This is a genomic window from Cylindrospermopsis raciborskii Cr2010 (assembly GCF_003367075.2).
In the GTDB taxonomy this organism is placed as follows: Bacteria; Cyanobacteriota; Cyanobacteriia; order Cyanobacteriales; family Nostocaceae; genus Raphidiopsis; species Raphidiopsis raciborskii.
In genome coordinates this window covers 1,525,772-1,540,294 of the sequence record NZ_CP065936.1, presented here as the reverse complement: position 1 = coordinate 1,540,294, position 14,523 = coordinate 1,525,772, and the positions used below count along the sequence as shown (strand labels likewise).

The following is a 14,523-nucleotide window of genomic DNA, read 5'->3' as shown; positions in this document are numbered from 1 at the left end:
TTAGTGATTTTTGAGAAATGAATCTTGAACAAAAAGATCCTTGTTTTGAAAGGTTGCTCACTTACATTAGACAAAACCGAGGTTTTGACTTTACCGGTTATAAACGATCTACCTTAGTCCGGAGAGTAACTAAACGCATTCAAGCACTAAATATAGATAATTTTATAGACTATATGGACTATCTGGAAGTTGATCCAGAAGAATTTAATAATCTGTTTAATACCATTTTAATCAATGTAACTGATTTTTTTCGGGACGTTTCAGCTTGGGATTACTTGGGAAATCAAGTGATCCCTAATATTATTAAAAGCAAAAAAAAGAATGAACAAATTCGTATATGGTGTGCTGGTTGTGCTTCCGGGGAAGAAGCTTATACCCTAGCTATACTGATGACTGAAAATCTGGGTGCAGAAGATTTTCGTCAGCGAGTAAAAATTTATGCTACAGATATAGATGAAGAAGCTCTTAATCAGGCTCGACAGGCATTATTCCCTGTTAAAAGTGTTGAATCCGTACCTAGAAAATTCCGTGATAAGTATTTTGATTTAACGGGAAGTAATTATATTTTCCGTCAGGATTTACGCCGTTCTGTGATTTTTGGCAGGCACAATTTATTTATTGATGCTCCTATTTCTCGCCTAGACCTATTAGTATGTCGTAATACGTTAATGTATTTTAACTCTGAGATTCAGGGTCGTATTATGGCTAGGTTTCATTTCGCCTTGAATGATACTGGTTATCTGTTTTTAGGAAAAGCAGAAATGTTGTTAATGTATTCTAGTTTATTTATGCCTGTAGACATAAAAAATAGATTATTTACTAAGTTATCATCAACAAATATACGCGATCGCCTGCTAGTTATGGCCAACTCGGTAGATGACGAATCCAGTCGTCAGTTATCTCAAAACATTCGTCTGCGAGATTTAGCTTTTGAGTCAGCACCCGTAGCAGAAATAGTGATTGATATCAATGGTTTATTAATCATTATTAATGAAGCAGCTCGCAATTTATTTGGCTTGTCAAAAATGGATTTAGAGCGTCAGTTTTATGAGTTGGAGCTTTCCTATCGTCCCATAGAATTGCGTTCTTTAATTGAGCGAGCATATAATGAGCGTCGTCCCATTACTTTAAACAGTATAGAACGCTATGTTCCCAACTCGGAACAACAGTATTTTGATGTGTTAATTACACCCTTACAAGAGAATGATTTGAGTCTATTAGGAGTGAGCATTGCTTTTAATGACGTTACCCGTTATGTGGAGCTACAGGAAGCATTACAACGTTCTCGTCAAGAATTAGAAACGACCAATGAGGAACTGCAATCTACTAATGAAGAATTAGAAACGACCAATGAGGAACTGCAATCTACCAATGAAGAGCTGGAAACTACTAATGAGGAATTACAGTCCACTAATCAAGAACTAGAGACTATGAATGAAGAATTGCATTCTGCCAATGAGGAGCTGCAAACTATTAATCAAGAATTAAGCGAACGTACTTTAGAACTGAACCGAAACAATGTTTTTATCAATTGCATTTTCAAGAGTTTACAAAAAGGCATAGTAGTTATTGACAAAAACTTTAGCATTTTAAACTGGAACGAATTGGTAGAAGACTTATGGGGACTGCGTTATGATGAGGTAATCAATAAATCTCTATTTAGTCTGGATATTAGTTTACCCGTAGAGGAATTGCGAGCGCCCATTTTAGATATTCTCTCGGGGAAGACAGATTTCCAAGAAGTGCGCGTAGAATCTACCAATCGTCGAGGTAAAATTATTGAGTGTTATGTAGGTCTAACCCCTCTGATTGATAAAAAAATAGAGGGAGTGGTTTTAATTATGACCGGTTCTCAAGGTTGAGATAGTTGAGATGAATTTTTTCCTCACAAGTTCCTCAAGTTTTTTTTCTATAAAAGAAATTGTCAAAATAAAAACGCAGAAGCACTAAATTAACACTGCTAAATTGACATAAGTAGGGAGGCACAATTATTTGTAGGATGGGTTAACCGATGCGGGCGTTGGGTTTCATACTTCAACCCAACCTACGTTCATCTTATATTTAATTCCACCCACCCACTTATTCGTAGTTTTCTAGGGAATCAAGATCATGATGCAACAAATCCAAACCAATCAAGAAACTACTCAACTGAATAAAGAAAGAGCATTAGTTCTTCCATTTAATACCGTTGGCATTGCGGATATTCCTTTTGTGGGGGGTAAAAATGCTTCCCTAGGGGAAATGATCCAACAGTTAACTAAACAAGGGGTGAAAGTTCCCACGGGATTTGCCACTACCGCTTATGCTTACAGATATTTTATCGCGACTGCAGGACTCGAAACTAAACTCAGAAGCATTTTTGCTAATTTGGATGTAGATGATGTTGAAAATTTACACCAATGTGGTAAACAAGCTAGATCCCTGATGCTAGAAACCCCATTCCCCGTAGAATTACAAGAGGCGATCGCCCGTTCCTATCAGACCCTGTGTCAAGAATATGGTGCTAATCTTGATGTGGCGGTACGTTCCAGCGCAACCGCCGAGGATTTACCTGATGCCAGTTTTGCGGGTCAACAAGAAACCTACCTAAATGTTCATGGAATTAAAGGTGTTCTGGATGCTTGCCATAGATGTTTTGCCTCTATCTTTACTGATCGAGCAATTTCTTATAGACAACTGAAGGGGTTTGACCACTTTGAGGTTGCTCTATCAGTAGGGGTGCAAAAAATGGTACGTTCAGATCTAGCAAGTTCTGGAGTGATGTTCTCCATTGATACGGAGACCGGTTTCAAAGACGCAGCTTTAATTACTGCAGCTTATGGACTAGGTGAGAATGTGGTGCAAGGTGCTGTTAATCCAGATGAATACTTAGTATTTAAACCCACCTTAAAACAGGGGTATAAACCCATTCTGCAAAAACGTTTGGGAACCAAAGAAATTAAAATGGTCTACGATTTAGGTGGAACCAAACTCACCAAAAACGTTTCTGTATCTCCAGCACAGAGGAATAAATTTGCTTTAAACGACGATGAAATATTACAATTAGCAAATTGGGCCTGCATTATTGAAGACCATTATTCCCAAGTGCGTGGTACTGCAACACCTATGGACATAGAATGGGCAAAGGATGGCATTACGGGAGAACTATTTATCGTGCAAGCGAGACCTGAAACCGTACAATCACAAAAATCTAAAACTGTTCTTAGAAGTTACCAATTACAAGAAAGGGGTGATGTCTTATTAACAGGACGTAGTGTGGGGGAAATGATTGGTCAGGGTCAAGCTAGAGTAATTCTTGACGTTCATCAGATTGGAATGTTTCAATCCGGAGAAGTGTTAGTCACTAATCGTACTGATCCGGATTGGGAACCGATTATGAAGAAGGCCAGTGCCATCGTGACCAATTCCGGTGGTAGAACCTGTCATGCGGCAATTATCGCCAGGGAAATGGGCATTCCAGCTATAGTTGGTTGTGGAAATGCGACAACAGTTTTGAAAACAGGACAGGAAATTACCATCAGTTGTGCTGAAGGTGAAACAGGTAAGGTCTACGCAGGATTATTAAACTTTGCCATCCAAGAATTACCTTTGGATAATTTACCTCGTACCCGCACCAAAATTATGATGAATGTGGGTAACCCAGAGGAAGCTTTGGGTTTAACTGCTATTCCCAATGATGGGGTGGGTTTAGCTAGGATGGAATTTATTATTGCTAACCACATCAAAGCTCATCCATTAGCACTGTTACACTTTGACGAACTAGAAGATGAACTGACCAAACATAAGATAGGGGAATTAACTGCCCAATATGAGAACAAAGCGGAATTTTTCATTACCAAATTGGCCGCAGGTATTGGCACAATTGCTGCTGCATTCTACCCTAAACCAGTAATAGTTAGGTTATCTGACTTCAAGAGTAATGAGTATGCTAATCTTTTAGGTGGTAGACAATTTGAACCCAAGGAAGAAAACCCCATGATTGGGTGGCGTGGTGCTTCTCGGTACTACGATCCCCGTTACCGGGAAGGTTTCGCACTAGAATGTAAAGCTATGAAACAAGTGCGAGATAATATGGGCTTAACCAATGTAATACTCATGGTTCCCTTCTGTCGCACCCCCCAAGAGGGAAGACGGGTGTTGGAAGAAATGGCAAAACATGGTTTGGTTCGTGGAGAAAATGGTTTAGAAGTCTATGTGATGTGCGAACTACCCAGTAATGTGATGCTCGCGGATGAATATAGTCAAGTTTTTGATGGTTTTTCTATTGGGTCTAACGACTTGACTCAGTTAACCCTAGGACTAGATAGGGATTCTGAGTTGGTTGCCCATTTGTTTGATGAACGTAATGAAGCAGTAAAACGTACCATTAGAAAAGCGATCGCCACTGCTAAGGAGTGTAATCGAAAAATTGGTATTTGTGGTCAAGCTCCCAGCGACTATCCAGAGTTTGCCAGGTTTTTGGTGGAGTTGGGCATTGATTCTATCAGTCTTAACCCTGATTCTGTAATTAAAACCATGTTAGAGATTGCATCAGCAGAAGGTATGATGTAAGGTTGAACAGTGGCTCAAACTAGAAAAATCTACCATATCCCTAAATTCTGGAAAAATTTAGGGATATCTGGGGAACAAAATCATCCTCAAGTTCTTCATCCACTTTTTAGATCCAAGTTCTTATCTCCCAATGTATCCACCTCCCGATTTTTCCCAGGACCAGCGAATTGAGCAGATAAGTTTAGATTCTACCAGGGATACGGATTTAGATGTGTATCAGGTTATGGATCCTCAGCCCTTATTGATCAGTCCTGACACTTCCGTATTAGACGCAGTTGTTTTAATGAACCAGAAACGGAACCATGGACATCCTGGATCCCAATTTCCTCAGTCTGGAAATTGTTATACAGACAGTGACACGAAATGGGAGGTAACTGGCTACGTTTTAATCCAAACAGACAAAAAGCTATTAGGAATATTCACTTTAACAGATTTGGCCAGAGTAGTTGCTAGTGGTAGCAATCTTGCTGAAACGAAAATTGTAGAAGTGATGACCCAACCAGTCACCACACTCAAACTGTCAAATATATCAAATGTACTAAATATTGGAACTTTAGTATCAACCTTTAGCAGGAATGAAATAGATCATTTACCAGTAATAGATGATCAGGGTAAAGTTGTAGGAATTATCAGACAAAGTGTGTTGTGGAAACAACTGGATCCTGGAAAAGATGCTAATGCTATCCAGAGATTAACAGAGGATAAAATTGAGCAAGTCAATATTCAAGAAGAATTCCAGCAAACCATAGAAGAATTACAAATTATAGAAGAAGAACTCAGACAACAAAATCAACAATTAGTAATTGCCCATGAGTTAGCTGAATTGGAAAGAAACCGCTATCATCAATTATTTGAACTTACACCCTATTGTTACTTGGTAACTGACAAAGTGGGCATAATTAAAAATGCCAACCGAACCGCATCAACCTTACTTTCCGTAGAAAAACAATACCTAATAGGTAAACCAATCATAGTCTTTATTGCTCCAAAATATCGTCAGCAATTCACTTGCCAAATAGCAGATTTTCAACCACAACAAGAATCACCAGAGCAAGAAATTTACCTGCAACCAAGAAAAGGAAAACTTTTTCCAGCTAGTGTGAAAATAGTTGGCATATACGATCCCCATAAAAAAGAACATAGTTGGATCTGGTTAATTAACAATATTAGCGATCGCAAAAAAGCCGAGGAAGTGTTGACCAGAGCAGCGGAGGATTTGGAACAGAGAGTAGCAAAACGTACAGAAGAATTGGTGCAACTGAATCAAACCTTGCAAGCAGAAATCAGACAACATCAAAAAACAGAAATAGCACTACGAGAAAGTGAAACGAGACTGACCTTAGCCCTAGAAGTTGCCAAAATGGGTATATGGGATTGGAATTTAATCACTAAGGACTATATGTGGTCTGAAAGTGTTGGGCCAATGTACGGACTGCCAAGAGGTACTATATCTCCATCCTGTTATGAAGATTTACTCAAGTTAATTCATCCAGAAGACGCAGAAGTTTTAAGTAATAAATTAACGATAGCCCTAGATAAAAAAAGCGGATTTACCATTGAATTTCGTGCTATTTGGCCCGATGGTAGTTTACACTGGTTAACTAGCACGGCACAGGTTTTCTGTAACGAAAAAGGGGAAGCTACCCGCATGATTGGCACAGTGCAAGATATATCCGCCTACAAACAAAAAGAACAAAAACTCTATGAACAAGCAGCTCTACTAGATATTGCCACTGATGCTATTTTTGTGAGAGATTTTCAGACTGAGATATTATTTTGGAATCAGGGAGCGCTCAGGATATATGGTTGGACTAAGGAAGAAGCCATAGGTAAACATCTGAGGGATTTATTTTGTCAAAAAACAGCGATGAAACAAGAGGTAATTGCCCTAAAAGCTGTGGTTAGATCGGGAAGTTGGCAAGGAGTATTACGCAAATACAAAAAATCCGGAGAACAGGTGACAGTTGAGAGTCGTTGGACACTCATGTTTGATGGAGATGGACAACCAAAATCTATTTTGATTGTGGATACAGACATCACAGATAAAAAACAACTAGAAGAGCAATTTTTACGCACCCAGAGACTAGAAAGCATTGGCACTTTAGCTTGTGGTATTGCCCACGATTTAAATAATATATTGACACCTATTTTAGGCTCAGCTCAACTGCTCAAACGTAAATCTCTCCAAGACCATATTACCCATCCCCAATTGTTGACCATGATTGAGGACAATGCTACACGAGCTTCTTCCTTGGTTAAACAAGTTTTCTCTTTTGCAAAAGGAGCAAGTAATGAATGGACAATTGTGCAAATTAAACACCTAATTTTAGAAATTGTTAACCTTGCTAAACACACTTTTCCTAAGTCCATTAAGTTGAAAACTAAAATAGCTAATAATCTGTCCACTGTGTTTGGAGATAGTACCGAATTGTATCAGATAATGATAAATTTAGTGGTTAATGCTCTCAATGCTATGCCATCGGGAGGAGTGCTAACTATAGCAGCGGAAAATACTTTTATTGATGGGAATAATCTGATAAACGAAAAATTACAACAGGGACACTATATTGTCATTACCATCATTGATACGGGAATAGGAATGTCACGAGCAGTAGCAGATAAGATCTTTGAACCATTTTTTACCACTAAACAAAATGGTGTGGGATCTGGCATAGGTTTATCCATAGTCTCTAGAATTATTCAAAAGCATAATGGTCACCTGCAATTCTATACCGAACAGGGACAAGGAAGTAAATTTGAAGTGTTTCTACCATCCATAGAAGCTCCACACCCCCCCCTTCCCCAAGAATTACCCACAGAAATAGGAAGAGGGGAATTGATTTTAATAGTGGATGATGAACCACAAATTCGGGATGTGACTAGGATGATTTTAGAAACCCACAATTATGACACCCTCACTGCTAGTAATGGTATGGAGGCGATCGCCATTTATGGTCAATATAAACAAGATATCAGTGTAGTTTTAATGGACATAATGATGCCAAAGATAGATGGCATCGCTACTATTCAAGCCATGAAAAAGATTAATCCATTGGTGAAGATAATTGCTTGCAGTGGAATATCCACTATAGAAGCAATTCCAAAATCTGCTAACATGAAAATACAAGGAGTTTTGCTAAAACCCTATAGTGCCAGCGATTTGTTAAGTAGTATGAGCATGGTGATTAGGGGAGATTCCTCCCCCATGAATTTCCTAAACTAAAACCTTAGTCATTTTTTCAGTAAGTCCTACATATATACCTAAAGCATGAGCAATCTCTACCAAATCTGATTTTGGATCTACAAGCTGAGGACTTTGATTCAAAGAACTTTCGATGGGAATACTTGTAACTTTGCCATTTTGCCAGGCCAACATTTGATGATTTTTCCCTTGAGCAACTAAATCCACTGCGGTTTTACCAAAAGCGGTAGCAACTAGACGGTCTAGAGCGGAGGGAATACCACCCCTTTGAATATGACCTAGTACAGAAACCCTGGTATCGAAACCATGGGCAAAATTGGAAATTTGTGCTGCAACATATTGACCACGACCACATTTGGCAGATCCAATGTTAGCATCTGGTATATTCTCCACAGTCACCCTATGACCATTATTTAAATCTTCTGAACAGAGTGTAGCACCTTCAGCAACCACCACAATGGCAAATTTCCTTTTCCAAGTATCTCGAAGTTCATTCAAATGGTCACAAATACCCTGAATGGTATATGGTATTTCCGGAATTAAGATTACATCCGCACCACCAGCAATCCCAGAATGGAGAGCTAAATGACCAGCAGTGCGTCCCATAACCTCTACAATCATTACCCGATCATGACTAGCAGCAGTGAATGTGAGACAGTTGATGGCATCCACAATAGTATTAACTGCTGTGTCAAAACCTATAGAACGTTCGGTCAAAGCCACATCATTATCAATGGTTTTAGGAATACCAACTAAATGCCAATTCCCCATGGTAGCCAGTTCATGGATGATTTTCAAACTTCCATCTCCACCTACAGCAATTAGAGCATCCAAACCCAAAGCTTCATAACCGGACAAAATTTCTCCAGCAGCAGCAAGGGTATCTCCCTCATTAATACTACCTAAAATTGTTCCCCCCATATTCAATAAAGGATCTATTCCCCGTAAATTCCAACCATGTATACTTAAGGGGATAGTTTGTCTTTGCTGTAACCCTTGGGTAGCATAAGGAATGCCAACCACTTCCCAATTATATGTTAGTATGGCGTGACTTACGACTGCGCGAATCACACAATTTAACCCCGGACAGTCTCCACCACTTGTGAGGATACCAATGCGTTTCATATTACTAACTACCTTAAATTTCTTAATACCAGTGACTTATTATCTGTGACCAATTAACTTATCTGCGTTGAGATTTGTATCTTTTTTTTCCGATCCCGGTTGATAACTTTGCAAAACTTTCATATATTGAGCCCTTTCAAAAGCGGTAGGATCAGGACAGTTGAGCTGACTCATGGTACCTTGCATTTGTCTAACGGATTCGTATTCGTGGGTCTCCATCCATTTAATCACATCCTCCTGTAATGATTTAAGGTAATTAATTCCATTTCGCAAAATTACAGAGCAGAGCATAGTTGTACTTGCACCCACCATAAGCATTTTAATGATATCCTGAGCATTGTGAATACCACTAGTTGCAGCAAGACTACCATGAATATGACCATAGAGGATCGCTATCCAGCGCAGGGGTAACCGCATGGCTTGGGGCGTACTTAAAAGAACCTGGGGTTCAACCTCTAGGGTTTCTAAATTAATGTCAGGTTGATAAAACCGATTAAATAAGACCAGTCCATCAGCTCCAGTACGGTCTAAACGTTTTGCCATATTAGCAGTATTAGTAAAATAGGGACTGAGTTTGACGGAAACGGGAATTGTCACCGATTTTTTGACTGACTGGAGAATATCAATATAATTCTGTTCTACTTCCGCACTGGTTAAATCTGGATTGGTAGGAACATAGTAGATATTTAATTCCAGTGCAGATGCTCCTGCTTGCTGCATCAGTTGGCCATATTCTGTCCACCCACCAGGAGAGAAACCGTTTAAACTGGCAATGATGGGAATATTGACTTGCTCCTTAGCTGTGCGAATATGTTCTAAATATTCTTGTGGTCCAACGCGAAAATCTGCTGGTTCAGGAAAATAGGTCAACGCTTCTGCAAAACTTTCTGTTCCATAGGTAAGATGATGATGGAGTTCATATTTTTCCAAAGTCAACTGTTCTTCAAATAGTGAGTGCATCACCACAGCACCCGCACCCGCATCTTCCATCAATTTGATGTTATCCACCTCTTGAGAAAGAGGAGAAGCAGAAGGTACAAGGGGTGATTTTAATTCCATTCCTAAATAGTTGGTAGTCAGGTTCATAATGGGTATGTGTTATTCTTGTTGTTCTGAGAATTTTCTAGCAGCTAAATACTGATACATTTGCCAGCGAGTATTCACATCTTCTTGAGCGGATTGGAGTAAATCCTTAGCTCTTCCAGGATTAATTTTGGTGAGCATTTTGAACCTATTTTCCATATACATGGAATTTTCTACAGGTATTCTGGGGTGGCGAGAATCAAGCTGTAGAGGGTTTAATCCCTGTAGCAATCGTTCAGGATGATAACGATATAATAACCATCTTCCTGAATCCACAGCAGCTTTTTGATTTTGCATGGCTGTACTCATATTAATACCATGAGCAATACAATGACTGTAGGCAATAATTAGGGATGGTCCATCGTAAGCTTCTGCTTCTAAAAATGCCCTTAATGTGTGTTCATCTCTTGCTCCCATGGCCACACTAGCAACGTAAACATTACCATAGTTCATGGCCATTAAACCTAGATCTTTTTTAGCTGCTGCTTTACCTCCCGCAGCAAATTTAGCTACTGCACCTTTGGGGGTAGATTTGGACATTTGTCCACCAGTATTAGAATAAACTTCTGTGTCTAATACTAAAATATTTACATTAGTTCCACTAGCAATAACATGATCTAATCCACCGTAACCAATATCATAGGCCCAACCGTCACCTCCAATAATCCACACACTCTTTTTCACCAGGTAGTCAGCTAGGGATTGGAGATTTTTGATCTGGTTGCTGATTTCAGATTCCCCTAGTTCCTCCAGTCTTTGTTTGAGAACTGACACCCGTTCTCTTTGTTCGTAAATATCCGCTTCGGTTTTTTGTTCACAGTTGAGAATTTCACTAACTAAATTTTCCCCTATATGGGATGCTAATTGTTGCAGTAAATAAGCTGCTGTTTCCTGTTGTTTATTTATAGAAACCCGAAAACCTAGACCAAATTCCGCATTATCTTCAAATAGACTATTAGACCAAGCTGGACCTCTTCCCTGGGAGTTTTTTGTCCAAGGTGTGGTGGGTAAATTACCACCATAGATAGATGAACAACCCGTCGCATTGGCCACAACCATGCGATCGCCAAATAATTGACTCACTAATTTAATATAAGGTGTTTCACCACATCCTGCACAAGCACCTGAGAACTCAAATAGGGGTTCCTGCATTTGTTGTTGATTGATATGGTGCAAATTTAGAGTCCTCCGATCTGGATTTGGTAAATTCAAGAAGAAATCCCAATTTTCCCGTTCCTGTTCTCTTAATGGTCTTTGCTGTGCCATATTGATAGCTTTTTTCTTAGGTTGGGCTTTATTTTTGGCTGGACACACATCAACGCACAAAGCACAACCTGTACAGTCTTCTGCTGCAACCTGAATGGTAAATTTCAATTCATGCCAATGGTGTTCTTTAGCATTAGCGGTTTTGAAAGTAGGAGGTGCATTTACCAGTTCTTCAGGTTGATAAACCTTACTTCTAATTACCCCATGAGGACACACCATGACACATTTACCACATTGAATACAAACTTGGGGATCCCAAACTGGTATTTCCTGGGCAATGTTGCGTTTTTCCCATTTTGATGTTCCCGTGGGATATGTACCATCCACAGGTAAACAACTAACTGGTAAATCATCCCCTTCTCGAGCCATCATTTTGCTTAACACATCTTTAACGAATATGGGTGCATGATCGGGGATAGGTGATTCTAGGGGGGAGGTAGCTAATGCTGCTTTTGGGGTAATTTGGTGTAAATTGTCTAGGGTTTTATCCACTGCTTGTATATTCATAGCCACAATTTCTTCACCCTTTTTACCGTAGGTTTTGCGAATGGATTTTTTAATCTTTTCTATGGCTTCTTCCCTAGGCAAAACACCAGAAACAGCAAAGAAACAGACCTGCATGACGGTGTTAATATATCCACCCATACCTGATTCTCTGGCAACTTTGTAGGCATTAATTACATAGAATTTGATTTGTTTATTGATAATTTCTGCTTGCAAAGAGGTGGGTAATTTATCCCATACTTCTTCTGGGTTATACGGGGAATTGAGGAGAAATGTGCCACCGGGAACAAGGTCTTTCAACAGGGGAAATTTTTCCACAAATTCCCATTGATGACAAGCTAGGAAATTAGCCTTGGTGATTAAATAAGTGGCACGAATTGGTTGAGAACCAAATCGTAAATGAGAAACGGTAACTGAGCCAGATTTTTTAGAATCATAGACAAAGTAACCCTGGGCATAATTGTCAGTTTCCTCGCCAATAATTTTAATTGAGTTTTTGTTCGCACCAACTGTACCATCAGCACCTAAACCATAGAATATGGCTCTCACAATACTATCCGCTTCAATGTTAAATTCAGGATCATATTCTAAACTACTATGGGTCACATCATCCCTGATACCAACAGTAAAATGATTCTTAGGATATGTATTATTAGATATATTCTGATTTGGGACTCTGGGAAGTAAATGGTCAAACACAGCTTTTACCATAGCAGGTGTAAATTCTTTTGATGATAACCCATATCTACCACCTACCACCTGAATTTTATGGAGTTGGGCTTCTCTTAATGCTGTAACAACATCTATATATAGAGGTTCACCAATTGCTCCCGGTTCCTTAGTTCTATCTAAAACTGCCATACTTAGGGTGGTCTCTGGTAGAGCATCAATAAACCTCTGGGTGTCAAAAGGTCTATATAGTCTTACTTTAACCACACCCACTTTTTCTCCCTGTTGATTGAGATAGTCCACTGTTTCATGGACTGTTTCACAACCTGAACCCATGAGGACAATTATTCTCTCAGCTTGTGGATCCCCATGGTATTCAAACAGTTGATATTGACGACCTGTCATTTGACCAAACTCATCCATTACTCTTTGGGTAATGTCCGGACAAGCTAAGTAAAATGGATTCACTGTTTCCCTTGCTTGAAAGTAAACATCAGGATTTTGGGCAGTTCCCCTTAATACTGGATTATCAGGTGTTAAAGCTCTTTTACGATGGGCTATAACTAACTCTATGGGAATGAAACTTTTTAACTCCTCATTGGTGAGGATTTCTATTTTATTTACCTCGTGGGAAGTGCGAAAACCATCAAAAAAGTGTAGAAACGGTATGCGAGACTCTAAACTGGTGCGGGTAGAAATCACTGCCAAATCCTGTGCTTCCTGCACTGATGCTGCACATAACATGGCAAAACCAGTGCTTCTGGTAGCCATGACATCGCTATGATCCCCAAAAATTGATAATGCTTGCGCTGCGAGCGATCGCGCTGCGACGTGGAATACGGTGGAGGTAAGTTCACCAGCAATTTTATACATATTGGGGATCATTAGCATTAATCCCTGGGAAGCAGTAAATGTGGTGGTCAGGGAACCGGTTTGTAAAGCTCCATGTACAGCACCCGCAACACCACCTTCACTTTGTAACTGTACCACCGTGGGAACAATCCCCCAAACATTTGGTCGGTTATCACTCATCCATCCATCGGAGGATTCGGCCATGGGTGAAGATGGTGTAATTGGATAGATGGCAATCACCTCATTCAGTGGATAAGTAACTCTAGCAACTGCTTCGTTACCATCTATTATGCCGTGGATTTGATTTTTACCTTTATTTTCGGGCATAATTCCCTAACCTAATTGATTATTGACTTTAGTAAACATACGTGCTTAATAGATATATGTAATACCGTGTAGGCATTAATATTCCCAGATTCCCTTTTAGGATATAAGAAAAAGTTGAGGAACTTGTGAGGATAGAGAGTAATTTAATGTAAAATTAGTGCGATCGCCCAAGCAGATTATATAGGGGTTTCGCACCAAAAGATTTCATAGGTTTTTACCGGAGGTTGTTAAGAATGACTATTGATGGTCTCCAATACTTCTTGTGGGGTGGAAATAGCTGTGGTGACTACTGAGTTGTTTTCTTTAGCGATTCGACTATAGGTACGCTGAGGTATATAGTGAAGCGGGTTATAACCCATAGATCTTAAAATAAGGACACAAGCCCAAGAATATCTACCATTAGAAATAGCAGTAAGTATGTGATTGAGTTCTTCTGGGGTAATGGGACTTTCGAAATTACTAGTGGAAGAAGTGGAGTAGTTCATAATAACCCTGATATTATTTTGGTCGGATATTGGTCTAAATTCTTAGGTGAAAGATTTAGCCATTCAAGAGAAGTCTTGATTTAATAGGAAAACAATTGTGATGATATGTAGAATACTATGTTTTTTGGTTTTTTTTAGCCACTCTGGCAAATTATATCAAAGGTCACAATCCTCAAGCTTATACTTCAAGAATTATTTCAGGAAGTAATATTTTCATACTTGAGTCAGATGCAATTACTTTAGTAATTTATTTACATTGAGTCAATGTAAGTGGGTGAGCGGAATTAAATATAAGATCAACGTAGGTTGGGTTGAAGTATGAAACCCAACACCCGCATGGGTTACCTACCGCTAACCCATCCTACAAATAATTGTGCCTCCCCACTTAAATAGAAAGCTTCTATATATTCAGCTTATCAGTCATTTTGTTAGCAAAAACGTTCATTGTTTGAATTTTAT

The 14,523-nt window shown here is 39.3% G+C and carries 7 protein-coding genes; 3 read left to right on the top strand and 4 right to left on the bottom strand.

What is annotated here, in order from left to right; translation table 11 throughout:
• The first annotated feature begins 17 nt into the window (after nt 1-17).
• From C6N34_RS06990 to C6N34_RS06980, 3 genes are all read left to right on the top strand, one after another.
• On the top strand, nt 18-1,862 hold the full coding sequence (locus C6N34_RS06990) for a CheR family methyltransferase (protein ID WP_115538482.1): 1,845 nt from the start codon (nt 18-20) through the stop codon (nt 1,860-1,862).
• A gap of 250 nt (nt 1,863-2,112) precedes the next feature.
• Nucleotides 2,113-4,551, top strand: coding sequence for a phosphoenolpyruvate synthase (gene ppsA / locus C6N34_RS06985; protein WP_369806411.1), 2,439 nt, complete (start codon nt 2,113-2,115; stop codon nt 4,549-4,551).
• 130 nt (nt 4,552-4,681) lie between these two features.
• On the top strand, nt 4,682-7,774 hold the full coding sequence (locus C6N34_RS06980; RefSeq protein ID WP_115538484.1) for a PAS domain S-box protein: 3,093 nt from the start codon (nt 4,682-4,684) through the stop codon (nt 7,772-7,774).
• Here C6N34_RS06980 and C6N34_RS06975 read toward each other — a convergent pair.
• The 4 genes from C6N34_RS06975 to C6N34_RS06960 form a co-directional block, all read right to left on the bottom strand.
• A complete protein-coding gene (locus C6N34_RS06975) occupies nt 7,766-8,878 on the bottom strand; it encodes an ATP-dependent 6-phosphofructokinase (RefSeq protein ID WP_115538485.1) in 1,113 nt (370 codons plus the stop codon). The two genes, C6N34_RS06980 and C6N34_RS06975, sit on opposite strands and share 9 nt — an antisense overlap.
• A gap of 39 nt (nt 8,879-8,917) precedes the next feature.
• Nucleotides 8,918-9,964 (bottom strand): dihydroorotate dehydrogenase-like protein, encoded by a 1,047-nt coding sequence (locus C6N34_RS06970; RefSeq protein ID WP_115538486.1) that lies wholly within the window; start codon nt 9,962-9,964, stop codon nt 8,918-8,920.
• 12 nt (nt 9,965-9,976) lie between these two features.
• The gene (gene nifJ / locus C6N34_RS06965) at nt 9,977-13,579 is read right to left on the bottom strand and encodes a pyruvate:ferredoxin (flavodoxin) oxidoreductase (protein ID WP_115538487.1); all 3,603 of its coding nucleotides are present in this window, start codon (nt 13,577-13,579) and stop codon (nt 9,977-9,979) included.
• 227 nt (nt 13,580-13,806) lie between these two features.
• The gene (locus tag C6N34_RS06960) at nt 13,807-14,064 is read right to left on the bottom strand and encodes a HetP family heterocyst commitment protein (RefSeq protein ID WP_057177919.1); all 258 of its coding nucleotides are present in this window, start codon (nt 14,062-14,064) and stop codon (nt 13,807-13,809) included.
• Nucleotides 14,065-14,523: the final 459 nt, after the last annotated feature.